We start from the raw sequence: 25,936 nt of genomic DNA, 5'->3' as shown, positions 1-25,936 counted from the left end.
CCAGAATCGACGCGGGACGAACCCGCCGCCCGGCCGACGACCGGGAACCGGGCAAGACCGACGGGCGCCCAACCACCGGCACGGACGGCACCGGCGGCCCGGGCGTGGGCGGCACCCGTGAACACACCCTCGGCGCCGACGGGATCGGACACACCGGGGCGGGTGGCACGGACGCCGACGGCACGGGCGCGGAGGACACCTGCGGGCGCGGGGCCACCGGCGCCGGCGATGGGCGAAGTGGCCGGGCTGGGGACCGGGGTGGCGCCGGGTGGTCCTGGGACCGGTCCCCGGGCCGAGGCCCCGCCGGGCCGCCCGCCCACCGGCCCGTGCACCGGGGCCCCACCGGGTCCTTCGGCGGTGGGCCCGCGGACCGCGGGCCCGTCGACCCGTTCCGCGGGGTGCCCGGCTTCGACGTGTTCGACGTGCTGCGGCAGGCGCCCGCCGAGGTCGACTTCACGCCCGGGCGGCCCGACCTCACCGCCTTTCCGCGGGCGGCCTGGCTGCGGGCCGAGCGTGCGGTGCTCGCCGAGGCGGCCGCGGGGCATCTGGGCTACGGCGACCCGCGCGGCGCGCCCCCGCTGCGGCGGGCCGTCGCCGACTGGCTGGCGCGCATGCGGGGCGTACGGGTGGACCCGGACGCCGTACTGATCGTCGCGGGCACCGCGCAGGCGCTCACCCTGCTGCACCCGGTGCTGCGGGCGGACGGCGTCGACGCCGTCGCCGTGGAGGACCCCGGCTCGCTGGGGGCCCGTCAGCACTTGGCGAACGGGGGCCTCGCGACCCCGCCGGTGCCGGTCGACGAGCACGGCGTACGGGTCGACGCGCTGCGGGCGACCGGCGCCCGGGCCGTCCTGCTCACCCCCGCGCACCAGTTCCCGACCGGCGTCGTCACCAGCGGCGAACGGCGGCGGGAGCTGCTGGAGTGGGCCCGGGCGGGCGGGCTGATCCTGGAGGACGACTACGACGCCGAGCACCGCTACGACCGGCCCCCGGTCGCCGCGCTGCGCGCCCTGCTGGCCGACCGGGTCTGCTACCTGGGCAGCGCCTCCAAGCTGCTCGCGCCGGCGCTGCGGATCGGCTGGCTGGTGGCACCGGCCCGGTACCGTACCGCGCTGGTCGACGCCAAGCGCTTCAACGACCTGGGCAACGCGGTGCTGCCGCAGCTGGTGCTCGCCCGCCTGATGGCGTCGGGGGAGCTGGAGCGGCACCTCAGGCTGGTGCGCGGGCGCCACCGCGGACGGCGGGACGCCATGATCGCCGCGCTGGCCGGGCAGTTGCCGGGCGCGGTGGTGCACGGCGCGGCGGCGGGCCTGCACCTGACGGTCACGTACGCCGGGGACGTGCCCGACACGGAGTTCGCGGCGGCGGCGCTGGCGCACGGCGTGAAGTGCCATCCGCTCTCCTGGCACCGCCAGTCCCCCGGGCCGCCCGGCCTGGTCCTCGGCTACGCCGCCGGTTCGCCCGGTGTCATCGCCGACGGCGTGGCACGGCTGGGCAGGGCCCTGCGCACCCTGCGCTGACCGGTCCGCCCGGCCGGGGGCCGTCCCGGTCCGGTGTCCTCGGCGACGGCGGACGCGGCGGCGTTGCAGCGGGCCGGCGGCGTGCGCGGGGTCCCGCCCTCGTCCGGGGCCCAGCGACGGACCCCGAGGCGCTGCGCCGGGTGGCGCCGGAACCCCTGCGGGTCGCGCAGCCGCCGGTCCACTTCGAGGTGATGCGGATGCCGGACGCCACCGGCGTGGGCGACTGCACAAAGGCCGGTCAGCCCGCCGTCGTGGAGCACGAGGGGAGACCGCGACCGGCCCAGCGTCCCGGTGGCGGACGCCGCTCCCCGGGTCAGCCGGGGCCGCCGCCGAGTTCGCGGGCGAAGGTCTCGTACGCCCGGGTGTCGAAGAGGACGAAGCGGACCTCCTCGACGGCGGTGGGGGTGGTGCGCACCGCCCGGACCGCGATGCGGGCCGCGTCCGCCATCGGCCAGCGGTAGACGCCGGTGGACAGGGCGGGGAACGCGACCGTGCGGGCGCCGAGTTCGTCGGCGACGCGCAGGGACTGCCGGTAGCAGGAGGCGAGGAGGTCCGAGCGGTCCTCCGTCGGCGACCAGACCGGGCCCACCGTGTGGATCACCCAGCGGGCGTCCAGGTCGCCCGCCGTGGTGGCGACCGCCTGACCGGTGGGCAGGCCGCTGCCGTACCGGGAGGCGCGCAGGGCGCGGCACTGCGCGAGGATGGCCGGGCCGCCGCGGCGGTGGATCGCGCCGTCCACTCCCCCGCCGCCCAGGAGCGAGGAGTTGGCCGCGTTGACGACGGCGTCGGCGTGCTGCCGGGTGATGTCGCCCTGGACGAGGGTGATGCCGGTCATGTCGGTCCCGCCTTTCCGGTCGGCCGCGCCCCGGTTCGTGTCGGTTCAGCCCTGTCTCAGTCTCCGCCAGACCGCCTTGGCCGCGTTGTGGCCCGACATCCCGTGCACACCGGGCCCCGGCGGTGTGGCCGAGGAGCAGATGAAGACGGCCGGGTGGGGGGTGTGGTAGGGGAACAGGGACAGCCTGGGGCGCAGCAGCAGCTGGAGACCGGCGGCCGCGCCGCAGGCGATGTCGCCGCCGACGTAGTTGGCGTTGCGGGCGGCCATCTCGGCGGGACCGGCGGTGGCGCGGGCCAGCACACGGTCGCGGAATCCGGGGGCGAAGCGCTCCAGCTGGCGTTCTATGGCCTCGGTGAGGTCCCCCGACCAGCCGTTCGGCACATGGCCGTAGGCCCAGAAGACGTGCTTGCCCTCGGGCGCCCGGGTGGGGTCGGCCACGCTCGGCTGCACGGTGATCAGGAACGGCCGCTCGGGGGCGTGTCCCTCGCGGGAGGCGGCGCGCAGGGCGGTGCCGATCTCGGCCGGGCTCGCGCCGATCTGGACGGTGCCGGCGGTACGCGCCTCGGGCGCGGTCCAGGGCACCGGTCCGTCCAGCGCGTAGTCGATCTTGAATACGCTGGGGCCGTAGCGGTAGTTCGCGTAGTGGTCGCCGAAGCCGGCGATGCGGGCGAGCGCGGCGGGCGAGGTGTCGAAGACGTACGCGCGCGCGGGCGGCAGGTCGTCCAGGCGCTTGACCTCGAAGTCGGTGTGCACCTCGCCGCCGAGGTCCCGCAGGTACGCGGCGAGGGCGTCGGAGAGGGACTGGGAGCCGCCGCGGGCCACCGGCCAGCCGCGGGCGTGCGCGGAGAGCGCGAAGACCAGCCCGATGGCGCTGGTGGCGAGGCCGCCCAGCGGTGCCATCACGTGGGCGACGAGGCCGGCGAAGAGGGTCTTGAAGCGCTCGTCCTTGAAGCGGCGCATCAGCCAGGTGGACGGCGGGAGCCCGGCCAGCCCGAAGCGGGCGAGGGTGACCGGGTCGCGGGGCAGCGCGGTCAGCGGCAGGGACATGAAGTCCCGCACGAGGGTGTCCCAGTGGGCGAGCAGCGGCTCGACCAGTCTGCGGTACGGGCCCGCGTCGCGCGGTCCGAAGGAGGCGGCGGTCTCGGCCACCGAGCGGGACAGCACGGCCGCGGTGCCGTCCGGGAACGGGTGGGCCATGGGCAGCGGGGCGTGCAGCCACTCGAGGCCGTACCGGTCGAGCGGGAGGGCGCGGAACGCCGGGGAGTTGATGCCGAGGGGATGGGCGGCCGAGCACGGGTCGTGCCGGAAGCCGGGCAGGGTCAGCTCCTCCGTGCGGGCGCCGCCGCCCACGGTGGACTTCGCCTCGAACAGGGCAACGGAGAAGCCGCGGCGGGCCAGCTCCACCGCGGCGGTCAGTCCGTTCGGTCCCGCACCCACCACGACCGCATCGAGCATCGACGGCACCTTCGGACCCCTTCGTCAGCCGATGGCCTTCGGGATCAGGATAGGCCGGGGCACCGGCCCTTCCCGGTCCGGGTGGTCCCGGCCGGTCAGGAGGCGGTGCGCAGCAGGCCGGCCACCCGGCGGGCGGTGGCGGCGTCCCGGGCGGCGGTGAACGGCAGGGCGTTGCCGCCGGTGACGCGGAACGGCTCGCCGGTCAGGGTGAGGTGCGCGCCGCCGGCCTCCTCGACCAGGAGCAGTCCGGCCGCGTGGTCCCAGGCGGCCTCCCAGGAGAACGCGACCGCGTCCAGTTCGCCCCGGGCGACCGCGAGGTACTCGAGACCGGCGGAGCCGCACGCGCGCGGGGCGAGGCCGTCGGTCCACAGGGCGCGCAGCGCGCGCTTCTGCTCGTCGGTGGTGTAGTCCGGGTGGGAGGTGGCGACGACGAGGTCCCGGCCGGGCGCGGGCGGGCCCGCGAACAGCCGTTCGCCGTCGAGGAAGGCGCCCCGGCCGCGGACGGCGGTGGCGAACAGGCCGCGCGCGGCGGCGTAGGTCCAGGAGGCGATCACGGTGCCGCGGTGGGCGAGGGCCACGAGGGTGCAGAAGCCGTCGTCGCCGTGGACGAACTGGCGGGTGCCGTCGACCGGGTCGACGATCCAGACCGGGGTGTCGCCCCGGAGCGCCTCGTAGACCGCCGGGTTCGCGTGCACGGCTTCCTCGCCGACCACCACGGAGCCGGGCAGCAGTGCGCCGAGGGCCTCGGTGAGCCGCAGTTCGGCGAGCCGGTCGGCGTCCGTGACCAGGTCGTGCGGGCCGCTCTTCTGGTCCACCTCGTGGGCGGCGAGGCGGCGGAAGCGGGGCAGGATCTCGGCCGCGGCGGCCTCGCGGACCGCCTCCTCCACGTCGGCCGAGCGGCGGGCGAGAAACTCCTCGATGGTTTCCGTCTCTTCGATCATGCCTCCCATCAGACCACGTCCCACTGACAGCCCCCGGCCCGCGGGTGTCTGCGAGGTGGAATCGCCGTGAACAGCGGGGGCTCGGGAAGGGGGTCCGGGAGGGGGCGGACGAGGGCGCCGGCCGGGGCCGGCGAGGGGTGCGGGAGGGGTCGTCGCCCCCGTGACGCACCGGCGCCGTGCGCAGGCGTCCGGCGGCGCGGGTCCCCCGGGCAGGGCGTCAGCGGCCCACCGCGTAGCCCTGCATGCCCCGTGGGTTCGCCGCCGCCGACAGGATGCCGGTCCGCCGGTCCCGGGCCACCGCGCACAGCCGGCCCTCGGACCAGGGCGGGCCGACGGTGACGTCGTGGCCGCGCCGCCGCAGTTCCTCGATCACCCCGGGATCCATGCGGGACTCCACGGTCACGCTGCCGGGGCGCCGGCGGCGCGGGTGGAAGGAGCCGGGGAAGCTTTCGTTGTGCCAGCCGGGGGCGTCGATGGCGCCCTGGAGGTCGAGGCCGCCGCGGACGGGGGCGCCCAGCACGGCGGCCACGAAGAAGTGCAGCTGCCACTGGTCCTGCTGGTCCCCGCCCGGCGTGCCGAACGCCAGGACCGGCACCCCGTCGCGCAGCGCGAGGGAGGGGGTGAGGGTGGTGCGGGGGCGGCGGCCGGGGGTCAGGGTGCCCGGCAGGCCCTCCTCCAGCCAGGTCATCTGCAGCCGGGTGCCGAGCGGGAAGCCGAGTTCGGGCACGACGGGGTTGGACTGGAGCCAGCCGCCGCTGGGCGTGGCCGCGATCATGTTGCCCCAGCGGTCGACCACGTCCAGGTGGCAGGTGTCCCCCCGGGTCGAGCCGTCGGCGGCCACCTCGGCCTCACCGGTCGCCTGGTCCTGCCCGGTGGCCTGCGCGAGGGTGGGCGAGCCGGGCAGCGGGGCGACGGTCGGCTCACCGGCGCCCAGCGGGTCGAAGCCGGGCCGCGCGTCCGCCACCGCGTACGCGTGGGCGGGCAGCCTCGGGGGGCGTCCGCCGGGGCTGCCGGGGCGCAGGTCGTGGGAGGCCTTCGCGCCGATCAGCGCCCGCCGCCCGGCGTTGTAGTCGTCCGACAGCAGCTCGGCGAGCGGGACCTCGGCGGCGTCGCCGTACCAGGCCTCGCGGTCGGCCATGGCGAGCTTGCAGCCCTCGATCAGCAGGTGGACGTGGTCGGCGGAACCGGGGGCGGGCAGCTCGGGCGGGAGCAGGGCGAGCTGCTGGAGCAGCACCGGGCCCTGGCTCCAGGGGCCGGCCTTGCACACGGTCCAGCCGTTCCAGTCATAGGTCACCGGGGCCTCGTAGTGGGCCGACCAGCCGGCCAGGTCGGCCCCGGTGAGCGTGCCGGTGTGCCGTTCGCCGCTGGTGTCCAGGGTGGGCCGCCGGGACTGCCGTACCAGCGCCTCGGCGATGAAGCCGCAGCGCCACACCTCGCGCGCGGCGTCGATCCGCGCCTCCCGGCCGCCCGCGTGCGCCGTCTCGGCCAGCAGCCGTTTCCACGTCGCGGCGAGCGCGGGGTTGCGCAGCGGCGTGCCCGGGCGGGGCGGCCGGCCGCCGGGCAGGTACACCTCGGCCGACGACGTCCACTCGGTCTCGAACAGCCGCCGTACGCTCTCCACGGTCGCGCCGACGTTCTCCACGGGCGGGTGCCCGTGCTCGGCGTAGCCGATGGCGTACTTCAGGACGTCGTCGAGGGACCTGGTGCCGTGGTCGCGCAGCAGGAGCAGCCAGGCGTCGAAGGCGCCGGGCACGGCGGCGGCGAGCGGTCCGGTGCCGGGTACGAGGTCCAGCCCGAGCCCCCGGTAGCGGTCCGGGGTGGCGCCCGCCGGGGCCACGCCCTGTCCGCACAGCACGCGCACGTCGCCGCCCGTCGGGGCGAGCAGGATCGGGACCTCGCCGGCCGGCCCGTTCAGGTGCGGTTCCACGACGTGCAGCACGAACGCGCCGGCCACGGCCGCGTCGAAGGCGTTGCCGCCGTCCTCCAGCACCGCCATCGCCGACTGGGAGGCCAGCCAGTGCGTGGAGGAGACCATGCCGAAGGTGCCTTGGAGAGTGGGTCGGGTCGTGAACCGCATGTCTCACCTCGTTGTCCGCGCGCGTCGGCCGGTTCGACCGTGAGGGCCGCCCGGATCAGAAGCTGCCCCGTCGCGCGGCCGGCTACGCGGCCGAGGGCCGGGTCCGTGCGAGACCCCTTTACCTGACTGTCATGTCCCTGTAGCTTCCGCCTCCTGCAAGCAGTTGCAGCAACTTACTGTCTCAAATTTCATCAACTCCCCACCCGCTGCCCGGGAGACGTCATGAGATCAAGGTCAACAGCCCCTCCGAGCGCGCCACCACGACCCCGCCCGCTCCGCCGCGCGCTCGCCGCGGGCGCCGCGGCCGCCGGGGTGATCGGACTGCTCACCGCCCCGTCGCAGTCCCCGCCGGACCCGATGCGGCCGACGGCCGCCGCCTCCGCCACGACGACCGTCTTCTACTACACGAAGACGAAGAACTGGCCGTCCGCCTACCTGCACTACGCCCCCGACGGCGGGTCGTGGACGGCCGTGCCCGGCGTCGGCATGGAACCCGCCTGCACGGACTGGGTGAAGAAGACCGTCGACCTCGGCTCGGCCACCGGGCTGCGGGCGACCTTCAACAACGGCAGCGGCACCTGGGACAACAACGGCGGCGTCAACTACGCGCTGGGCACCGGGACCGTCACCGTCAAGGACGGGGTGATCGCCCACAGCGACCCGTGCGCGGACACCGGCACGGGCTCCGGGAACGAGGCGACCGTCTACTACTCGACGGCCACGACCGGCTGGACCACCGCCAACATCCACTACGCCCCGGCCGGCGGCGCCTGGACCACCGCCCCCGGCGTCGGCATGGAGCCCGCCTGCACCGGCTGGTGGAAGAAGACCCTCGCCATCGGCACCGCCACCTCGCTCAAGGCGGCGTTCAACAACGGCAACGGCGTCTGGGACAACAACAACGGCACCGACTACGCGCTCGCCACGGGCACCTCCACCGTGCGGGACCGGAAGGTCACCACCGGGGCGAGGAACCCCTGCGCCGCGGCGGACCCCGACACCCAGGCCCCGACGGCGCCCGCCAAGGTCACCGCCACCGCCACCGCCACCTCCGTCGTGGTGGGCTGGGACGCGGCCACCGACGACACGGGCGTGGTGAAGTACCAGGTCACCCGCACCGGCGGCACCAAGGGCACGACCGTCACCGACGTCACCTCCACGGTGCTGACCGACACCGGGCTGGAGGAGAGGACGGCCTACACCTACACCGTCAAGGCGGTCGACGCGGCCGGCAACACCTCGCCCGCCTCGGCGGCGGCCGCGGTGACCACCGGCGAGAAGGCACCGGAGCCCGCCACCGGAGCCCCGCTGGGCACCGACCCGCGGGGGGACCCCGTCTACTTCGTCCTCACCGCCCGCTTCCACGACGGTGACAGCACCAACAACCGCGGCGGCAGCCAGCACGTGAAGTCCGGCAACGCGGCCGGCGACGACCCCATGTTCCGCGGCGACTTCAAGGGGCTGATCGACAGACTCGACTACATCAAGGCCCTCGGCTTCTCCGCCGTCTGGATCACCCCCGTGGTCCTCAACCGCTCGGACTACGACTACCACGGCTACCACGGCTACGACTTCTACAAGGTCGACCCGCGCCTGGAATCGGCCGGCGCCTCCTACCAGGACCTGATCAACGCGGCCCACGCCAAGGGCATGAAGATCTACCAGGACGTGGTGTACAACCACAGCTCCCGCTGGGGCGCAAAGGGCCTGTTCACCCCGACCGTGTACGGCGTCCGCGACAGCCAGTGGAGCTGGTACTACGACGAGAAGAACGACGGCTTCGAGTACGACGGCCTGAAGGTCGAGCCCAAGTCCGGTAAGTCGTACTACAACGGCGACCTGTGGTCCACCGCCGAACCGGCGGGCAACACCTGCGTCAACTGGGGCAAGCCCACCGGCGGCAGGAGCGCGGAGGGCTACACCGTCTACAACTGCCAGTGGCCCAGCCCCACCTCGGGCATGTTCCCCAAGCAGTACTACCACCAGTGCTGGATCGGCAACTGGGAGGGCGAGGACTCCCGCTCCTGCTGGCTGCACGAGGACCTCGCCGACTTCGACACCGAGTCCACCGCGGTGCAGAACTACCTCATCGGCGCCTACGACAAGTACATCGACATGGGCGTCGACGGCTTCCGCCTGGACACGGCCGTCCACGTCCCCCGGGTCACCTGGAACCGCCGCTTCCTGCCCGCCATCCAGGAACGGGTCACCCAGAGGTTCGGTGCCCGGAAGGCGGCCAACTTCTTCGTCTTCGCCGAGGTCGGGGCCTTCGTCAACGACAAGTGGAACCGCGGGTCGGTGAACCACTCCGCCCAGTTCTTCACCTGGAAGGAACGCAAGGAGTACAGCGCCGACGACACCCGGGCGGCCCTCGAACAGTACGACTACGAGGAACAGCTCGGCACCGGCAACCAGCCCACCTCCGCCAACGCCTTCCTCGACGGCAACACCTACCACGCCCCGGACCACTCGCGGGCCTCCGGCATGAACATCATCGACATGCGCATGCACATGAACTTCGCCGACGCGCAGAACGCCTACGGCAACGGCAAGGACTCCGACGACAGCGTCAACGACGCCACCTACAACGTCGTCTACGTCGACAGCCACGACTACGGCCCGAACAAGTCGTCCACGCGCTACGGCGGCGGCACCGACGCCTGGGCCGAGAACATGTCCCTGATGTGGACCTTCCGCGGCATCCCGACGCTGTACTACGGCTCGGAGATCGAGTTCCAGAAGGGCAAGCAGCTCGACTGCGGTCCCACCTGCCCGCTCTCCTCCACCGGACGCGCCTACTACGGCGACCACCTGGCCGGCACCGTCACCGCCGCGGACTTCGGCGAGGTCGGCTCCGCCTCCGGCGCGGTCGCCGACACCCTCGCCCAGCCCCTGGTCAAGCACCTCCAGCGGCTCAACCGGATCCGCCGGGCCGTGCCGGCCCTGCAGATGGGCCAGTACTCCACCGACGGCATCTCGGGGGGCATGGCGTTCAAGCGCCGCTACACCGGCGGCGGCACGGACAGCTTCGCCCTGGTCACGGTCACCGGCGGCGCCACCTACACCGGCATCCCGAACGGCACCTACACCGACGCCGTCACCGGGGACGTGAAGACCGTCACCAACGGCACGCTGTCCGTCGCCGCTCCCGGCAAGGGCAACCTGCGGGTGTACGTGCTCGGCGGCCCCGGCAAGATCGGCACCGACGGCCCCTACCTGAAGTGACGCACGCACGGCCCCGGCCGGTGTCCCGCGGCTCGGGTACGCCGTCCGGGTGACGGTACGGAACCGTCCGGCCCGCCGGGAACACCCCGGGCGGGCCGGACGTTGATCCGTGCGGCAGGAACGGAGGCCAGGGCAGTGCACGGTGAGTACAAGGTGCCCGGCGGCAAGCTCGTCGTCGTGGACGTGGAGGTCGGGGAAGGCGCGCTGCGGCACGTGCGCGTGGCGGGCGACTTCTTCCTGGAGCCCGACGAGGCGCTGGACGCGGTGAACGGCGCCCTGGAGGGCGCGCCCGCGGACACCGACGCCGCGGGGCTGGCCGCGCGCATCGACGCGGCACTGCCGGCGGGGACGGTGATGTACGGCCTGACCTCGGAGGGTGTCGGCATCGCGGTGCGCCGGGCGCTCGCGCGCGCCACGGACTGGACCGACTACGACTGGCAGCTCGTCCACGAGGCCCCGCAGCCGCCGGCCCTGCACATGGCGCTGGACGAGGTGCTGACCGCCGAGGTGGCCGCGGGCCGGCGCCCGCCGACGCTGCGGGTGTGGGAGTGGGGCGCCCCGGCGGTGATCATCGGCAGCTTCCAGTCGCTGCGCAACGAGGTCGACCCGGAGGGCGCCGCCCGGCACGGCATCGAGGTGGTGCGGCGGATCTCCGGCGGCGGCGCGATGTTCGTGGAGCCCGGCAACACGATCACCTACTCGCTGTCGGTGCCCGAGTCCCTCGTCCAGGGCCTGTCCTTCCAGGACAGCTACGCCTATCTGGACGACTGGGTGCTGGGTGCCCTCGGCGACCTGGGCGTCCGGGCCTGGTACCAGCCGCTGAACGACATCGCCACCGACCAGGGCAAGATCGCGGGCGCGGCGCAGAAGCGGATGGTCGGCCCCGGCGGCGGCCCGGGTGCCGTGCTGCACCACGTGACGATGTCGTACGACATCGACGCCGACAAGATGGTCGAGGTGCTGCGGATCGGGCGGGAGAAGCTGTCCGACAAGGGGACGCGGAGCGCGAAGAAGCGGGTCGATCCGCTGCGCCGGCAGACGGGGCTGCCGCGCGAGGCCGTCATCGACCGCATGATCGAGTCCTTCCGCGCGCGCTACGGCCTGGCCGAGGGCAAGGTCACCGACGAGGAGCTGGCCCGGGCGGAGGAACTGGCCCGCACGAAGTTCGGCTCCCCGCAGTGGACGGCGCGCGTGCCGTAGCCTCCCGTGGTCCGGGGCGCGCCCGGAGGGCACATGAGGGACGGAGCGGCGCATCGTGACCGGGGCCGGTGACCGGCCGGGCACGGAGTGCGTCGGCACTTCCGCGGCACAGGCAGTCATGTGACACTGTCATACCCCGTCCGCCCCGCGGACCCCTCCACCCCCCTTCCCCACGAGAAGTGCGTCGTGCGTTCCCTTCCTCTGCCGCTCGCTCTCACCGCGCGTCTGTCGCCGGTCGCGGTGCTCGCCTGCGCCGGCTGGGCGCTGTCCTCCGGACCGGCCGCGCCGCCCGCCGCCGGGCACCAGCCGCCCCGGAATCCGGCCGCCGGGGCCCCTTCCGCCGCCCCGTCCGCGACCACGGCCGCACCGGCGTACACCACCGCGCCCGCGCCCTGCGCCGGCGTGCCCGCGGCCGTCGTCGCGTCCCTGGTGCCGGGCGCGAAGCCGGCCGGCAAGGAGATCCCGTCGACGGACACCAGGCTGCGCCGCACCTGCTCCTGGAACGCGCTCCACGGCTACGACTACCGCTGGCTGGACGTGTCGTTCGAGATCGGCGAGTCGGACCGGGAGGCGACGAGGGAGTACGGGCAGCGGGTCGCGGAGAAGAGCGGCGGCGGAGCCGTGCCGGGGCTCGGCTCCGCCGCGTACTCCTTCGTCGGCCTGACCACGGAGGACGGGCAGCAGACCCGTGAGGGCGTGGTGCTGGTCCGCGTCGCCAACGCCCTCGTCGTCGTCACCTACAGCGGCAGCGACTTCGAGTCCCGCAAGGCCCCGGCGACGGACGAGATCAACAAAGGCGCCATCAAGGCCGCGAAGTCCGCGGTGGCCGCGCTGGGCGGCGGCCGGGACTGACCCGCGACGGGCCGGGGCCGGGCGCGCCGCCCCCGTTCAGTCCCCCTCGGCCGGCTCGTCCTCGACGCCGCGGACCTGGAAGCAGACCTTGGGGCCGAGTTCGAGCCGGTCGTCGTTGCGCAGGCGGACGTCCCGGCCGGGCACCAGGACACGGTCGTTGACCCGGGTGCCGTTGGTGGCGCCCCGCGCGACCTCGCTCACCCAGGCCCTCCCCTCCGCGGTGTGCACGACGACCGCGTGCCGCGCCGACACGGTCTCCTCGTCCGCCAGCAGCGCCGCCGCCTCGGGGGCCCAGCTGCTGCTCCGGCCGAGCCGCAGTTCCGCGCCGCGCGGCACGTCGAGATGGCCGCCGCCGGCCCGGAACACCAGCCGCAGCACACCGCCGGCCAGCCGCTGCGGACGCGGGCCCGCGCCGACCGGGGTCAGACAGCCGGGACAGGCGGGCGTGCCGGCCGGGACGACCGTGGCACAGCGCGGGCACCGTTCGCCGAGGGACGGGGACGCGGGGGCCGGCCGGGGCGGCCGGCCAAGGGCGGTGACACCACCCACGGGCTGCCAGTCGTCGGCGTCGTCCCCTCCCCCGGCGCCGTCCCGCCCGTCGGGGGCCGGTCGACCGACGGCGGTTTCGGCGGCGGCGGGTTCGCCGGCGGCCGGCCCGTCGGGGACCGCTTCGGCATCCGCCCCGGACTCCGCGCCGGACCCGGGGCCGGGCTCCTCGCCGTCGTCGAACCAGTCGTGGTCATCCCAGTTCCGTACCCCCGCCACCGGTGTCTCCCTTCCTCACGACGACCTTGGTGTCCACCCGGCCGCTCTCCGCCTCGCGCACCTCCGTCACCACCACCGTGGTGCCCGGGCCGAGGTCGGGCGCGGTGAACAGTTCCCGGGCGAGCGGGTTGATCAGATGGGTCTCCAGCACCATGCCGATGCCCCGGCCGCCGTTCCACTTGTCCCGGGTGCAGTGCTCCAGCAGCTCACGGCGGGCCTTGTCCTCGATCCGCAGGACCAGCCGGTGTCCCTGGGCCAGCTGCCGCTGGATGTTGCGGACCTGGAGGTCGAAGATCCGCTCGGCGACGTCGTCGGAGATGAAGTCGAAGACGACGACGTTGCCGCCGATCCGGTTCATCAGCTCCGGCCGGCCGATGACCTGCTCGAAGTGCTTCTTGACGTTGTCCCGGACGGTGGCCTCCAGCTCCTTGTACGGCGTGCCGGGCGCCACGATCCACTCGCGTTCCCCGGTCTCCGGGTCCGTGCGCTGCACACCGAGGTTGGAGGTGAAGATGAGCACGCACTCGCTGAAGTAGGTGGTGACGCCCTGCCCGTCGGTGAGCCGGCCGTCCTCCAGCACCTGGAGGAACTTGTCCAGGATGCCCTTGTCGGCCTTCTCGATCTCGTCGAAGAGGATGACCCGGAAGGGGTTCTCCCGCACCGCGGAGGTCAGTTCCCCGCCCGCCTCGTAACCGACGTAGCCCGGGGGCGCGCCGACGAGCCGGTCGGCGGAGTGCGCGGCCGAGAACTCGCTCATGTCGAACCGGAGGTACGCCTGGTCGCTGTCGAACAGCACGGAGGCCACGGCCTTGGCCAGTTCGGTCTTGCCGGTGCCGGTCGGTCCGGCGAAGAACAGCACGCCGCGCGGCCGGTGCCCGGGGCTGGTGGCCTGGGCCCCGGACAGCCCCAGCGCGGCCCGCTTGAGGATGTCCAGGGTCCGCGCCACGGCCGCGTCCTGGCCCAGTACCCGCCGGGGGATGGACCGTTCGTTCGCGGGGTCCTCGCCGCGCAGGATGCGCCGGCGGATCTCGTCGCGGCCCCAGGGGTTCTTCTCCACGCCCAGCCGGTAGATCCGTACGGCGTCGGGCATGGCGGCGAACGGCAGGCCGCGGGAGCGGGCCAGCTTCACGCTCTCCTCCATGGCCCGCAGGCTCAGTCCGGAGGCCGCGCGGGCGAAGGCGCCGACCGCGCGGGAGGTCTCCTCGGCGTCCGTGCCGCCGGGCGCGGCGGCGCCGTCGCGGGTGCCGTGGCCGGGGTACCGCTCGTAGACCTGGTGCAGGAGGCGGGCCATCGTGGAGCGTTCGTCCGCGTCCGGTTCCGGTACGGCGATGGCGCGGATCCGCTCGCTGCCGGAGATCAGCCACGCGGGGACGTCCCGTTCGCCGTCGGCGAGCCAGATCACCGGGTTGAACAGGCCGGGGCCCTGCGGTACGGCGCCGGTGCCGGGCCGGGGCGGCAACGGCTCGGCCTCATGGGCGAGTTTGAGGCAGGCGAGGAAGAAGTCCCGTTCGTCGGGGGTCGGCCGGGACGGGTCGGTCAGCAGCCGGGAGGCGTGGTCGATCACCAGGGCGACCCTGAGCGGCGGCAGCCGGCGGCCGTCGCGCGGCACCTCGGCCCGCTGCCGTGCCCACCCGCTCGTGAGGTCGCGCATCCGGTCCAGCACCGCCTGGCGGCGGGCCGCCGTGTGGCCGGGGAACTCGTCGGTGCCCCGCAGCAGTTCGGCCACGGCCGCCTCGGCGTCGCCCTGTCCGGACTGGGCCACGCCGAAGCCGCCCACCTGGTCGCAGACCACCAGTACCTCGTAGCCCTTCTGCCGCAGGGGGTTCCACAGCACGTCGAGCAGCGGGTAGAACCGCTCCCGGCCGCGCCGCGACACCAGGTGCAGATCGCGGACGTTGCCGTGCAGGACGTACTGCGCGTGCACGCCGAGCGTTCCGGTCAGCTCCTCCACGAAGGGCGGCAGCCGGTCTTCCTTGGACAGGTCCATCGTTTCCTCCCCGGTGCGCGCTGTCGCGGGCCGCGCGCGGGCCCCGGCCGCGGCGGTGTGCTCGCGGCCCCGCCGTGTCGCCTCGGTCTAGCCCCGGCGGTGGTCCTCGCCGCCCGCCTGCCGCTGCTTGAGCGGCAGGTGACGGATGTCCTCGCGCGTGCCCGCCGGACCCTCCTGCCCGTCGAGCAGCTCGTCGAGCACCAGGGCGTCCTCTCCCAGCACCCCGGGGAGCGCCCCTTGGGTGTGCTCGACCTCGAACTCGAGCGCGATGCCCAGTGCTTCGGTGATCTCCTCCAGTTCGGCGAACCGCGTCCGGGCCTCGGCGCAGCGCTCGTCGTCCAGGGCGCGCTGTCGGGGGGTCCGCTCCCCCGGCCCGCCCAGGTACATGGTCGCCACGTTCAGCCGGCCGTCGAGCAGGGTGGCCCGGAGCCAGTGGCCGGGATCCCAGCCCGGCGGGGTCCAGTCGAGCCGGATCTCCTGCCCGGCGCCCCGGCCCAGCCCGGCCGGGCCGCCGAACCTGCGGGCCAGTTCCGCGATGGCGTCGGCGCACCGCTCCCGGACGTAGAGGGCCTCCAGGGCGTGCACCCGCTCCTCGACCCGGCGTTCGACCAGGTCCCGTTCGGCCCGGCTCAGCGGGACGCCCTCGTCCAGGGTGCGCCGCAGCAGGGCCACGGCGTCCGGTGCCGGGGTGAGGTCCTCGGCGCCGTCCGGGGTCTCGTACACGAGGAAGTCGTGGTGGAGGGCGGCGCGTTCCTGTTCCGCGCGGGTCTCCCGCGCCCGCCGGTTGGCGTCGCGGACGAACTTGCGGGCCTCGGTGAGGTGGATGCGGGCCCGGCGCGGGTCCTCGGCGGCACGGCGTACAGCGTCCCGGACGGCCTGCGCGGCGAGGTCGGCCGCCTCCCGGGCGGCGTACGGGTCCAGTTCGCCGAGGATGTCGGCTCCGGTACGGCGGACCTCCCGGGCGTCGAGCGCCACGGGGGCCGGCGGGCCGGGCGGGTGGGGCACCCGGCCCTCGGCCTCGGCCTCGGCGGTGCGTTCGGCGGCGAAGCGGCGCAGCGCGCGTTCCCGGCTCTCGCGCAGGGCGCGCTGCCAGGCGTCGTCCCGGTCCTCGTCCAGCCGCAGCAGGGCGGAGATCCGCCGCTGCTCCCAGGCGGCCTGCCGTTGTTCCGCGCGGTGCAGGGCCTCCTCGGTGCGGGCCAGTTCGCGGCGCAGGTCGGCGAGCCGGGCGCCGACGGGGGTCAGCGGGGGCGGTACGTCGGGGTGTGGCGGGGGCCCGGGCGGCCCCTCGTGGGACCGGGCGCGCGCCACTCGCTCCAGCAGGGCGCGCCGGCGGGCGTTGGCCCGGGTGGCGGCGTACGCGGCGGCCTGCCACTGCTCGGCGGCCGTGGCCGCGAGCTGCTGCTGCCGTTCCAGGCAGCGCTGTTCCTCGGCGGCGCGGACCGCTCCGGCGGCCAGCAGCCGGGTGCCGAGCAGGGCGGCCCGCCCGACGAGCAGCACGCCGCTGAGCGAGCCGAGCACCTGGAACGCGGCGTCCGCGGCATGGTGGACGGTCTGCCCGGCCGCGTCGTGCAGGTGCAGCATGCCGGTGTGCGGCAGCGCCTGCGGGTCCAGGGGCGGCGGGGGCGGCGCGAAGTGCACGGCGGGTGCCACCGTCTGGATGCTGGGGATGGCGATGCCCGAACTCATGCCTGCTCTCCTGTCGTGTCGTTCGTCGTCCCCGGCCGCTCGCGGTCCGCCCCGCGCGTCCGGACGGCGTCCCACGGCCGCCATGCGCCCCGGCCCGGCCGCGCCGGACGCCTGGGCCGCCACCAGGGAGCACGGCCGGTCCCCGGCGGGGACGGGTGCGCACGGCGCCGAGGCCGCCATGCCGGGGTCCGGCGGCCGGGTCCCGGGCGGGTACCGGGGCGCCGGATGCCGCGGTGCGCCCGGGCCCGGCGCCGTTGTCGTCCCCACGCCCAGCAGCGGCGGACGCTGAAGGCGGTGACGGCGACGGCCGTGGCGAGCGGCCACAGCCAGGGGGCGACGGCGACGGCGTAGAAACCGAGGAAGACGGCGAGGAGGAGCAGCGCCGCCCCGGCCCAGCGGCCGGCCCGGGTGCGGGCCAGCCGGGCGGGGCGGTCCGCGCCCCGGATCAGGAGGCCGGCCACCGACCGGTGGGGGTGGTAGAGGGGCGGGCCGATGTAGACGGCGGTCCACAGCTCCGCCACGAAGACGACCGCGGCGGCGGGCAGCGCCTCCAGCCAGGCCGTGATCACCGCTTCCTGGGGGGCGCGGCCGAGGACGTCGGCGAGGCCGATGACGAAGGTCCAGGGGGCCGTGACGACGACGGCGCCGAACAGCGCCCAGCCGAGGGTGGGCAGCCGGTCCAGGCGGTGCAGTACGGCGAACATCCCGGCCTGGTCGGCCGCGAGCCGCTGCACGTCCTCCTCCTGGACGCGCCGCCTCCTGTGCTCGTCCGCCTCCTGCCGGGCCCGGGGGGCGAGCAGGACGGCGACGACGAGACGCGGGTCGTCGTCCTGGGCGGAGAGCAGCGCGTCGAACCAGGGCACGCGTTCGGGCAGTTCCGCGCGCACGCCCCGCAGCGCGCCGGTGAGCCGGCGCCTGGTGGCCGCCGGCTCGCGGGCCAGTTGCAGCAGCCAGGCGTCCACCTCGGCGGTGTGCCGCAGGGAGTTGCGGTCCCGCCGGTCCTGTGCGACCTCCCGGACGGTGGGCTCCCACCGGTTGCGCAGGGCCGCCCACGCGGTGGCCGCCCCGTCCAGTCCCTGGCCGCCCGGCCGCCGGGCGAGTTCGGTCAGCACGCCGGGGTGTTCCGCCAGGTGCCCGAGCAGCGCGACCGCGTCGGCGTGCCCGTCCCGGGCGCCCTGGCACAGCAGGCGCATGCCGGGCGCGTCCAGGCGGACCCCGTGCCAGGCGACGTCGAGGCCGGGGCCGAGCCAGTCCAGCAGCCGGGCGACGCCATCGGGGGCCGGTGGCCGGGCCAGTTCCTCGCACAGCGTGTCCAGCCGCCTGCGTTCCTCCTCGCTGCGGCCCCCGACGGTCCTGAACTGACCGAGCCACTCCACGAGCCGGGCCCGGTCGGCGTCGTCGGCCAGCATGCGTGCGGCCGAGACGTGGTTCTGGTCCAGGTGGAGGGCGAGCGACTCGGTGCCGGTGAACTCCCGGCCCATGAAGGGGAACGGCCGGAGCACGGGGCGCGTGGGGTCGTCGGCGAAGATCCGGCCGCCGGTGCGCGGGGTGGCGTAGGGCTCCTTGCCGTCCAGCCAGTCCCGTACCTCGGCGGCCCCCCAGCGGTGTTCGGGGGCCCGGGTGAGCAGGCCCTCGCAGAGCAGCCGGGTGCGGCCGTCGGCGATGCCGGAGACGTCGGGGTCGTGGGTGGCGATCTCCGGGAGGACGTCCTCGTCCCGGCGGAACTCGATCGGGTGACGGCCGAGGGCGAGTTGGGCGAGGACCATGCCGAGCGACCACCAGTCGCCGGCCTCGGAGACGGTCTGCCGGAGCGATCCGGCCTCGGGTGCGAGGTAGAGGGGCTTGCCGCGCCAGTCGCGGCGGGGTTCCAGTGCCTCGTCGGGCCGGTGGACGGCGGCGCCGAAGTCGACGAGGACGAGATCGGCCGTGGTGCCGCGGCGGGTCTGCACCATGATGTTGTCCGGAGTGATGTCCCGGTGGACGACGCCGCGTCCGTGCAGGGCGGCGACGGCGTCGTGGAGCTGGCTCGCCAGGGACCGCACGGCGTCGGGGGGCAGGCCCTCGGGGTGGTCCGCGATGTACTTCTCCAGGGTCTCCTCGCCGTGCGACCGGTACAGGTGCCAGGGGTGGCCGTGCGCCTCGCCGGTCTCCAGGAGCCGTTCCAGGTGGGGGGCCGGGAGCGCGCCGAGTTCCCGCAGTTCGTGTTCCACGGCCGGGTCCGGGGCGTGCAGCCGGTGGTACCACTTGAGGACCAGGGGTATCTCCGCCGGTCCGTGCCGGGCCGTCAGGTCGCGGACGCGCAGGACGACCGCCTCGGCGGGCCGCTCCGCCTCGGAGAGCACGGTGACGAGCGGGAAGCGGTCGGCCAGTTCGCCGGGTACCTCGGCGAGGACCGGGCGGGTCTCGGTGAGCCGGGCGTCGGTGAAGCCGCCTTCGGCGGGGTCGACGAACCGGGTGGGCGGCGTGGTCGTCATCTTCCGGCCTTCCGGGAAACGCGCCGGGCGCGCCGGGGGGCCGCGCGGTGGGGCGCGGCGCCGCGGTGCGGGGGCCGCGCGGGGAGGTGGGCATCCCGGTTCCCGGCGGGCGGCAGGGGGTTTCCCGGATCTTCAGCGGGCCCCCGGGCGGGGCTACGATGCGCAGCATGCACCCCCTGCCCTCGCACGAGAGCCTCGTTGCGGAACTCCGGGAACTGAGGCGTCGCGGTCTGCCCGGGCTGCGGCACTGCACCAGGGACGCGCTGCGTCAGGCGGCGGTCGCGGCCGGGCTGTGCGCCGGGCCGGAGGACGAGCAGACCGGCATCGAGGAACTGCTGGGCGCGGCGGTACGGCGGCTGGCCGGCGGGCGTCCGGTGCGGGACGACGACTCCAGTGATCCGCTGGCCCGCGCCGCCGCGCACTCGTTCGGGATCTTCCCCGCGCGCCGGGGGGTGCCCGGCACCGACCGGCGCAAGTCCGCGGCGGCCGTCTACGGCGTGACGACGGAGCGGTTCCGCAAGAGCCAGGAGCACGATGTCATCGCCGAGCTGGCGACGGCGGTGCTGGCCGTGGCCCGGCAGGCGGCCGGCCGGCCGGCCGAGGTGGTCCGGGAGCCCGCGGCGGCCGGGCGGCCCGCTCCCGGGGTGCGCACGGCCCCGGCCGTCGCCGGTCCGGTGCGCGCGGGCGCCGGGGCGGGCCGGATCACCGTGCGGGTGTGCCCGATCGAGGACGTGCGGGACGTGGACATCCTGGTGTCCTCGGAGAACACGTACCTGGAGATGTCCAAGACCTTCCGGCCCACGGTCTCCGGCGCGCTGCGCCGGGCCGCCGCCGTGCGGGACGCCCAGGGCGAGATCGTGGACGACGTGCTGTCCCGGGAACTGGGCGTGTGGCTGCGGACGCACGGCAGGACGGGCATGCAGGTGCGGCCGGGCACGGTCGTCGCCACCTCGTCCGGCGCCCTGGCCGCCCAGGGGGTACGGCGCATCCACCACGCGGCGATCGCGACCCCGGTCGGGGACGGCGACCGCTATCACGTGTCCCCCGCCGTGCTGGGCGAGGCGGTGCGCAGGTCCTTCGAACTTGCCCGCCACGAGAGCGAGTTCCTCTCTCTGCCGATGTCCTCGATCTGTTTTCCGCTGCTGGGCTCCGGCCGGGGCGGGCTGCCCGTGGAGACGGTGGCCCGGCGGCTGCTCGACGCGGTCCGCGAGGAGCTGCGCCGGGACCCGTCCTGGTCGGTGCTGCTGGTCACGCCGGAGGAGAGCCACGCCCGGCTGCTCACGGCCGCCAGCTCCGCTCCGTGAGGGCCACCCCGTCCGCGCTCAGCCGGCGTTCCAGCGCGGTGAGTTCGCCGCGCAGCGGGACGCCGTACAGGCGCAGCGCCCCGTCCGGGCCGGACGCGGGCTGCAACCGGGGGCCGGGCGACTCCCGGGTGAGGTAGGGGGCGTAGCGGGCGGCGCCGAGCGGGGTCAGCGGGACGATCCGCTGGTTGGCCGAGCCGCGCCAGGCCAGCCGGGTGGGTTCCGCCACCCGGAACCGGCCGGTGATCACGGCGTCCGCGCCGTCGAGGGCACGGCGCCGCTCGGGTGTCAGCTCCCCGGAGTCGTACCCGGTGTACACCAGCAGGTCGACCGTGCGGGGCCCGGCGTCCCCCTCGTGCCGCCGGGCCCCGTCGCGCAGCCGTGCCGCGCCGGCGAGGAGGCGGGCGAGCGCCCCGGCCTGCTGGAGGGGCTCGCCGCCGCTGACCGTGAGGCCGTCCGCGCCGTCGGCGAGGGCCCGCCGCCACAGCCCGAGCACCTCCCGGACCGTGACGGGAGTTCCCCCGTCCGGGTCCCAGGTGTGCCGGGACATGCAGCCGGCGCAGGCCAGCGCGCAGCCCTGGAACCAGACGCCGAGCCGTTTTCCCGGGCCCAGCGTTTCCAACGGGTAGTGCGTCCCGTCGAGACGTAATTCCACGGCTTCCCCTCCTCGCACCGGCTTGGAGTATCCAGCGCGCCGGCGGACGCCCGCAATTGCCTCGGGCCCTTCGTCCGGCTCCGTGCCGGGCGGGATCCGGTTGTTTTCCGGAACACCCGGAGAATGATCTGTTTTCTCGCGAACTACCGGTCCCGTCAAGGGTTTTGCTCCGCTAGCCTCTCCCCATCGCGGCGCCTTCCCACCCGGACCGCCCGCGACGAATGGGGGACATTCGAAAATGATCAAGAAAGCTCGAATAAATGTCCGGGTCCGACGCCTGAATACCGGATTCCTGGCGTCGGCACGCGCCCGGTCGCACGGGCGCGGGGACGCGGCGGAACTTCTCCAATTCCTCACGGAACCGGAGGGCGGGGAACCGGCCGACGCCACCGCCGGCCTCCCGCCGTACATCCTGGGCCTGCACGCCCGGGTGCGGCGCGGCACCGCACGGCTGCGCTCCCGCATGCTGCGGGCCCACCGCGAGCTGCACATCCGGATCCAGGCCGAGTCGGTGCGGGTGGTGACCCAGTACACGGTGCGCGGGAAGCCGGCGCCGGCCGCGCTCGCCCGGTACGGGCGGATGGTCGGCGAGTGGCGCTCGGCCGCCGCCGACTACCGCCAGCAGGCCCAGCAACTCGCCGACGCCGCGAACCAGTTGATCGCCTGCTACTGGGACGGCGTGTGGGCCGGCGCCCGTGCGGCCGACCTGGTCGCGGAGTCCCGGCCGACGGGCCGGCTGCCCGGGCGGATCACCCTGGACCACACCTGGGCCCGCGTCGACGACACCCTGCTCACCGACCGCTGGTACGCCGGGGAACGGGCCGGGGACCCGGCCGCCGCGTCGGCCGTCGCCCAGGCCCTGCACATCATCGACCACCAGGGGGCGCCCGGCGGCGCCCGCCGGGGATGACCTCCCGCTCCGCTCCCGTCCACCGCTTCACCGCTCCCCGTCTCCCAGGAAGGCCAGGGAACGTCATCGTGCATCACTCGGCCCGGACCGCTCACCGGTCCACCGTCCGCACCGCCCGCCGGCTCGCCGTCGTCGTCCCGCTGGTGTGCGCACTGTCCGCCCTCGTGTCCTGCACCAAACAGGAGGAAGCCCTCACCACCCCCTGCGGAGTGGTGGTCGACGGCTCCGGATCCGCCGCCGCGGCGAAGGAGGGATTCGACTCGGAGGCCAAGCTCAAGGACAGCCTCGTGGAGTTCCTCACCGACCAGAAGTGCGGGACCGTCGACTTCGCCCCCGTCACCCGGTCCTCGCGCAGCTCCTCCTGCCGGCAGGGCCGGGTCGACCTGGACCCGCCGCACGACGCGAACACCGACCAGAAGGCACAGCGGGCCGGCGCCCGGCGGAACGCGGCCGTCGCCGCGCTCGCCGAGCTGAAGTGCGCCCGCACCCAGAACGGTTCGGACGTGTGGGGCGCGCTGGCCCGGATCGGGGAGAGCGTGGCCGGCGACGGCCCGGCGGCCAAGCTGCTCGTCGTCAGCGACTTCGGGCAGTCGGACCCGGAGTTCGTGCTCTCCCGCCAGAATCTCACCACCGAGGGCCGGCGGGCCGGGGTCATCGACTCCCTCGTCAAGAAGCGGGGACTGCCCGGCATCAAGGGAATGGACGTCTTCCCGGTCGGGCTCGGCATGCAGTACAAGACGAAGCCCAGCGAGGCCGACGACTTCGAGTCCTTCTGGGTCGAAGCACTCGAAGGGAGGGCCAAGGCACATGTCGACTCCCGTTACCGGCGCTGACGAACCGCGCCCGCGCCGCCTCCGGACCCCGTTCGCCGGACGCACCGCGCCGGACGCCGCCCGGGCCGGGCGGACACGCGACGGGCACACCGGCCCCCGGCCGCTGGTCCTCGACCCCGCCGACCACGGCGCCCTGCTCAAGGAGGCCCGCAGGAACGGACAGCAGGCCGGCAAGAAGAAGACACTGGACCCGTGGCTGCTGTACAGCGACGGCCTGCTGCCCTACTTCGCCGAACTGGCCGCGCAGCGCGACACCATGGTCCACCGCATCGAGGAGGACCTGCGCAGGCGGAACGAGCAGGCACGGCTCCAGGACGCCCGCTCGGCCGCCGAGGCCACCACGAGCGAGGACCGGACCGAGCTGCTGGACCGGCGGCTGCGGGAGGCCGACCGGGACATCGCGGCGGCCCTGAACCAGCTCGACCTGCTCGCGCTGCGCTCCTCGCGCTGGCTGCGCTTCCGCGACCGGCTGCGCGAGCGGGTGGAGGAACGCTGGCTGCGCGCCCGCTTCGGGGACACGGCCGGAGAACCGGCCGGACCCGCCCCGGCCCCGGCTCCGGTGGCACTCCCCCCGGAGGACGACGGCGCGCCGGCGGCCGGCACGGGTGAGGGCGCGGACCCGGGCACGGATCCGGGCGCGGACCCGGGCGACGACTGGCAGCCGGTGGCCACGCCGGACGGCACCGCCTCCGGCAGGCTCGCGGACGACTACCGCGCCGCCCTGCGGGAGACCGGTTCCCGGGCGTCGGCCACGCAGTGGGAGGGGCTGATGACCCGGCCCGGCCTGCCCCGGTGGCTGACGCTGGCCCTGCTGGGCGTCATCATGGCCGTCGAGGTCCCGGTCTACTGGGTCGCCTACCAGCCCTTCCACGGGGTCGGCAGCACCAGCGGGGACGCGCTGTCCGGCACCCTCGCCGTCTCGTCCGCCGTCGTCATGCTGATCGTGCCGCACCTGGCGGGGCACATGCTGCGGTGGCGCTCGGCGACCGGGGCGCCGCGCGGCGGCTGGCTGCCGTCCCTCACCCTGCTCGGCGTGTGGGGCGGACTGACCTGGCTGCTCGGCACGCTGCGGGCGAAGTTCGTGATGCAACGGGACACCCCGGCCGCGGACGCGGGGGACAGCGCAGGCTTTCGCGGGCTCGGCGGCCCGGGCGCCGACACCACCACCCTGGTGGACCGGCTGCACCTGACCACCCAGACGGTGACCTGGCTGTTCTGCGCGCTGCTGCTGCTGTCGGGCGGGGTCGGGTTCCTGCTCGGCCTGTTCCGGGAACACCCCTACCTCGACGCCTTCCGCACGGCGGTCGAACGGCGGGAGGACCTGGAGCGGCAGCGCGCGCGGAGCGTGGCGGACACCGAGCGGGCACGGGCCGCGCGGGAGACGGCCGAGTCCCGGCGGGAGGACCGCCAGGAGGCCGCGCGGGAGTGGATCGCCGCGACCCGCGCGCTGTACGAGTCCGCCGCGGGCGCGTACCTGCGCGGAGTGATGACGGCCGCGAAGGACCCCGCCGTCAGCGAGGCGGCGATGCACCGGTCCCAGCACCGGCCGCTGCTGCCCGCCCCGGCGCGGCACGGCTGAACCCCGCCGGCGACGCCGCACACGACCGCCCCGGCCTCCCTCGTCAGGAGGCCGGGGCGGTCGCACGCGGTGACCCGCTCACTCCTCCGGGACGGAGATGCCCGCGCGCAGCGGTGCCAGCAGCCGGTTGACCTCGCACACGTCCTGGAGGGACGCGAGCCGCAGGCACTCCAGGGGCTCCGGGTCGAGCGGCCCGGGCGGGCAGCGGTCCTCGAACAGCAACAGCGCGGTGCGCGGCCGGCACCGCTTGGACGTCCACCACAGCCCCCGCACGTCGGCGCACCGTTCGCGGATCAGCCGCACCCAGTACCGCGTGCCGGCGTACTCCTCGGTCTCGACCAGCCAGTGGTCCTGCCAGACCGCGGCCAGCCCCTCGGCCGTCGTCAGGTCCACCAGACACAGGTCGGCCGTGGTGCGCACCGCGGACAGGACGTACCGGGACGCCTGGGCCCAGGGGATCAGCCGCACCCCGTCGTCGCCGAACTCCACCGAGCGCAGCAGGACCTCGCACAGCGCGGTGACCGGGTCGAGGGCGGCGTAGAGATAGTGGTAGGCGTCCTTCTCGGTGGGGTCGAAGCGGCTCCCCTTGAAGAACTCGTGCGCGACGCTGGTGTTGAAGTCGGCGGCCTGGTACTCCTCCTCGTGGCACCGCCACAGCACCGTGCCCGCCGGCAGGAGGTGCCGCAGCGGCTCCATGGGAACGCCCTCGGGCGGTATCTGGCGGCCCATCAGATCGCCCCCACCAGTTCGGCGGCGGCGCGTTCCAGCGCGTCGTCCGGCACCACGCCGAGCAGGTCCGCGGGGACACCGCCCAGCCACCGGTTGCCGCCCAGCCACCAGTCGGCGGCGCCCCACGGGTCGCGGTCCGCGCACAGCAGTGCGTTGATCCGGCGGACGACCGGCAGCGGCTCGGCCGTACCGGGCCTGAACTGGAAGCGGGGGTAGCGGACGCCGTCGTCCGGGTCGCGCAGCCGGATCAGGCCCGCCGTGGGGTCCGGTCCGCCGGGCGGCGGGGCGGGTTCGGCTTCGGGTCCGGGCCCGCCGGGTGCAGGGTGCTCCGACGCGGCGGGTGCCGTCGTCCCGGTCCCCTCCGCCGGGGGCGGGGGGCCGGCCTCGGCCAGGGCCGCGTGCTCGGCCTCGGTGAGGGCGGGTGCGGCGAGGAGGCGGCGGCGGGCCGCGCGGAGCACGTCGCCCGGGCTGGGCGGCGGGGTGCCGAGGACGTCGATCACCGCGTCGATCGTGGCGAGGCGGGGCAGTTCGTGGACCGCGCCGGCGTAGCGGTGGCCGCCCAGCGCCTCGGCCACCGGGTGTCCGGGCGGCAGCGCGGACAGCGTGCGCTTGAGCCGGCGTACGGCACGGGCCGCGGCGGCCGGGTTCCCGGCGACCGTCTCCTCGCGCAACTCGGCGAGCGCCTCGGACAGTTGGCGGTTGCCTTTCGCGTCGAGTCCGCCGGCGACGGTGGTCCAGTGGTTCTCCAGGAGCCTCAGCAGGTCCTCTGAGGTCATACGGGCTCTCCTTCCCGCTGCGGGGGGGGGGGGGGGGGCGGGGGTGGGGGGGATGGGGGGGGGAGAAGGAGGCCCAGGTGTTGGGCCGGTCCCCGAAGTCCTCCCCCAGCCCCGCGTTCGAGACGTTCTCCAGAGC

Annotated in this window: 19 protein-coding genes and 1 pseudogene; 9 read left to right on the top strand and 11 right to left on the bottom strand. The window is 75.1% G+C overall.

Annotation, left to right across the window (positions count from 1 at the left end; translation table 11 throughout):
• Positions 1–143: 143 nt before the first annotated feature.
• Positions 144–1,520 carry an aminotransferase-like domain-containing protein gene (locus ACZ63H_RS25965; protein ID WP_469869004.1) on the top strand — a complete coding sequence of 459 codons (1,377 nt, stop codon included), beginning with the start codon at positions 144–146 and terminating at the stop codon, positions 1,518–1,520.
• Positions 1,403–1,780, top strand: a pseudogene (locus ACZ63H_RS25960) (acetoacetate decarboxylase family protein); the annotation flags it as partial. The gene ACZ63H_RS25965 and the pseudogene ACZ63H_RS25960, both read left to right, overlap by 118 nt.
• Before the next feature lie 53 nt (positions 1,781–1,833).
• Here ACZ63H_RS25960 and ACZ63H_RS25955 read toward each other — a convergent pair.
• From ACZ63H_RS25955 to ACZ63H_RS25940, 4 genes are all read right to left on the bottom strand, one after another.
• Positions 1,834–2,355 (bottom strand): O-acetyl-ADP-ribose deacetylase, encoded by a 522-nt coding sequence (locus ACZ63H_RS25955; RefSeq protein WP_469868893.1) that lies wholly within the window; start codon positions 2,353–2,355, stop codon positions 1,834–1,836.
• Positions 2,356–2,400: 45 nt separating this feature from the next.
• Entirely contained in the window at positions 2,401–3,819 is a 1,419-nt protein-coding gene (locus ACZ63H_RS25950) for a phytoene desaturase family protein (protein ID WP_469868891.1), read from the bottom strand.
• Positions 3,820–3,905: 86 nt separating this feature from the next.
• Positions 3,906–4,751 carry an inositol monophosphatase family protein gene (locus ACZ63H_RS25945; RefSeq protein ID WP_469868889.1) on the bottom strand — a complete coding sequence of 282 codons (846 nt, stop codon included), beginning with the start codon at positions 4,749–4,751 and terminating at the stop codon, positions 3,906–3,908.
• Between the two features lie 217 nt (positions 4,752–4,968).
• The gene (locus ACZ63H_RS25940) at positions 4,969–6,828 is read right to left on the bottom strand and encodes a gamma-glutamyltransferase family protein (RefSeq protein WP_469868887.1); all 1,860 of its coding nucleotides are present in this window, start codon (positions 6,826–6,828) and stop codon (positions 4,969–4,971) included.
• Positions 6,829–7,050: 222 nt separating this feature from the next.
• Between ACZ63H_RS25940 and ACZ63H_RS25935 the strand changes: the two genes are divergently transcribed.
• The 3 genes from ACZ63H_RS25935 (at position 7,051) to ACZ63H_RS25925 (ending at position 12,105) form a co-directional block, all read left to right on the top strand.
• Positions 7,051–10,053: a carbohydrate binding domain-containing protein gene (locus ACZ63H_RS25935; protein WP_469868885.1), complete on the top strand. Its 3,003-nt coding sequence runs from the start codon at positions 7,051–7,053 to the stop codon at positions 10,051–10,053.
• A gap of 135 nt (positions 10,054–10,188) precedes the next feature.
• A complete protein-coding gene (locus ACZ63H_RS25930; RefSeq protein ID WP_469868883.1) occupies positions 10,189–11,253 on the top strand; it encodes a lipoate--protein ligase family protein in 1,065 nt (354 codons plus the stop codon).
• Positions 11,254–11,439: 186 nt separating this feature from the next.
• Positions 11,440–12,105 carry a hypothetical protein gene (locus ACZ63H_RS25925; RefSeq protein ID WP_469868881.1) on the top strand — a complete coding sequence of 222 codons (666 nt, stop codon included), beginning with the start codon at positions 11,440–11,442 and terminating at the stop codon, positions 12,103–12,105.
• Between the two features lie 36 nt (positions 12,106–12,141).
• Here ACZ63H_RS25925 and ACZ63H_RS25920 read toward each other — a convergent pair whose 3' ends face one another.
• The 4 genes from ACZ63H_RS25920 to ACZ63H_RS25905 all read right to left on the bottom strand — a co-directional run bounded on the left by ACZ63H_RS25920 (position 12,142) and on the right by ACZ63H_RS25905 (position 19,017).
• The gene (locus tag ACZ63H_RS25920) at positions 12,142–12,870 is read right to left on the bottom strand and encodes an FHA domain-containing protein (RefSeq protein WP_469868879.1); all 729 of its coding nucleotides are present in this window, start codon (positions 12,868–12,870) and stop codon (positions 12,142–12,144) included.
• A complete protein-coding gene (locus tag ACZ63H_RS25915; RefSeq protein WP_469868877.1) occupies positions 12,845–14,857 on the bottom strand; it encodes an AAA family ATPase in 2,013 nt (670 codons plus the stop codon). Before ACZ63H_RS25915 ends, ACZ63H_RS25920 begins: the two co-directional genes overlap by 26 nt.
• An 87-nt stretch (positions 14,858–14,944) precedes the next feature.
• On the bottom strand, positions 14,945–16,543 hold the full coding sequence (locus tag ACZ63H_RS25910; RefSeq protein ID WP_469868875.1) for a hypothetical protein: 1,599 nt from the start codon (positions 16,541–16,543) through the stop codon (positions 14,945–14,947).
• A complete protein-coding gene (locus ACZ63H_RS25905) occupies positions 16,540–19,017 on the bottom strand; it encodes a protein kinase domain-containing protein (protein ID WP_469868873.1) in 2,478 nt (825 codons plus the stop codon). The genes ACZ63H_RS25910 and ACZ63H_RS25905 overlap by 4 nt, the downstream gene beginning before the upstream one ends.
• 167 nt (positions 19,018–19,184) lie before the next feature.
• On the opposite strand from ACZ63H_RS25905, the gene ACZ63H_RS25900 reads away from it, so the two are divergent.
• Entirely contained in the window at positions 19,185–20,321 is a 1,137-nt protein-coding gene (locus ACZ63H_RS25900) for a macro domain-containing protein (protein WP_469868871.1), read from the top strand.
• Here the strand turns inward: ACZ63H_RS25900 and ACZ63H_RS25895 are convergent.
• Entirely contained in the window at positions 20,296–20,973 is a 678-nt protein-coding gene (locus ACZ63H_RS25895) for a 4Fe-4S single cluster domain-containing protein (protein ID WP_469868870.1), read from the bottom strand. The genes ACZ63H_RS25900 and ACZ63H_RS25895 overlap by 26 nt on opposite strands.
• Positions 20,974–21,211: 238 nt before the next feature.
• On the opposite strand from ACZ63H_RS25895, the gene ACZ63H_RS25890 reads away from it, so the two are divergent.
• From ACZ63H_RS25890 to ACZ63H_RS25880, 3 genes are all read left to right on the top strand, one after another.
• Positions 21,212–21,883 carry a hypothetical protein gene (locus tag ACZ63H_RS25890; RefSeq protein ID WP_469868868.1) on the top strand — a complete coding sequence of 224 codons (672 nt, stop codon included), beginning with the start codon at positions 21,212–21,214 and terminating at the stop codon, positions 21,881–21,883.
• A 68-nt stretch (positions 21,884–21,951) separates the two neighbouring features.
• Entirely contained in the window at positions 21,952–22,716 is a 765-nt protein-coding gene (locus tag ACZ63H_RS25885) for a hypothetical protein (RefSeq protein ID WP_469868866.1), read from the top strand.
• On the top strand, positions 22,691–24,295 hold the full coding sequence (locus ACZ63H_RS25880; RefSeq protein WP_469868864.1) for a hypothetical protein: 1,605 nt from the start codon (positions 22,691–22,693) through the stop codon (positions 24,293–24,295). The genes ACZ63H_RS25885 and ACZ63H_RS25880 overlap by 26 nt, the downstream gene beginning before the upstream one ends.
• Before the next feature lie 78 nt (positions 24,296–24,373).
• On the opposite strand, the gene ACZ63H_RS25875 is transcribed toward ACZ63H_RS25880, so the two are convergent.
• Together ACZ63H_RS25875 and ACZ63H_RS25870 are read right to left on the bottom strand one after the other, a co-directional pair.
• The gene (locus ACZ63H_RS25875; RefSeq protein ID WP_469868862.1) at positions 24,374–25,024 is read right to left on the bottom strand and encodes an RES family NAD+ phosphorylase; all 651 of its coding nucleotides are present in this window, start codon (positions 25,022–25,024) and stop codon (positions 24,374–24,376) included.
• Positions 25,024–25,800 carry a hypothetical protein gene (locus ACZ63H_RS25870; protein WP_469868860.1) on the bottom strand — a complete coding sequence of 259 codons (777 nt, stop codon included), beginning with the start codon at positions 25,798–25,800 and terminating at the stop codon, positions 25,024–25,026. Before ACZ63H_RS25870 ends, ACZ63H_RS25875 begins: the two co-directional genes overlap by 1 nt.
• Positions 25,801–25,936 lie beyond the last annotated feature (136 nt).

It is taken from the genome of Streptomyces sp. NPDC104831 (assembly GCF_055583025.1).
This window is presented reverse-complemented; position numbering and strand designations above follow the sequence as displayed.

What these genes read in the sequence shown, in the direction of transcription:
- ACZ63H_RS25945 (WP_469868889.1), bottom strand. Translation starts at nt 4,751, where the DNA reads ATGATCGAAGAGACGGAAACCATCGAGGAGTTTCTCGCCCGCCGCTCG.
- ACZ63H_RS25935 (WP_469868885.1), top strand. Translation starts at nt 7,051, where the DNA reads ATGAGATCAAGGTCAACAGCCCCTCCGAGCGCGCCACCACGACCCCGC.
- ACZ63H_RS25870 (WP_469868860.1), bottom strand. Translation starts at nt 25,800, where the DNA reads ATGACCTCAGAGGACCTGCTGAGGCTCCTGGAGAACCACTGGACCACC.
- ACZ63H_RS25905 (WP_469868873.1), bottom strand. Translation starts at nt 19,017, where the DNA reads ATGACGACCACGCCGCCCACCCGGTTCGTCGACCCCGCCGAAGGCGGC.
- ACZ63H_RS25955 (WP_469868893.1), bottom strand. Translation starts at nt 2,355, where the DNA reads ATGACCGGCATCACCCTCGTCCAGGGCGACATCACCCGGCAGCACGCC.
- ACZ63H_RS25915 (WP_469868877.1), bottom strand. Translation starts at nt 14,857, where the DNA reads ATGGACCTGTCCAAGGAAGACCGGCTGCCGCCCTTCGTGGAGGAGCTG.
- ACZ63H_RS25880 (WP_469868864.1), top strand. Translation starts at nt 22,691, where the DNA reads ATGTCGACTCCCGTTACCGGCGCTGACGAACCGCGCCCGCGCCGCCTC.
- ACZ63H_RS25875 (WP_469868862.1), bottom strand. Translation starts at nt 25,024, where the DNA reads ATGGGCCGCCAGATACCGCCCGAGGGCGTTCCCATGGAGCCGCTGCGG.
- ACZ63H_RS25890 (WP_469868868.1), top strand. Translation starts at nt 21,212, where the DNA reads ATGATCAAGAAAGCTCGAATAAATGTCCGGGTCCGACGCCTGAATACC.
- ACZ63H_RS25940 (WP_469868887.1), bottom strand. Translation starts at nt 6,828, where the DNA reads ATGCGGTTCACGACCCGACCCACTCTCCAAGGCACCTTCGGCATGGTC.
- ACZ63H_RS25910 (WP_469868875.1), bottom strand. Translation starts at nt 16,543, where the DNA reads ATGAGTTCGGGCATCGCCATCCCCAGCATCCAGACGGTGGCACCCGCC.
- ACZ63H_RS25900 (WP_469868871.1), top strand. Translation starts at nt 19,185, where the DNA reads ATGCACCCCCTGCCCTCGCACGAGAGCCTCGTTGCGGAACTCCGGGAA.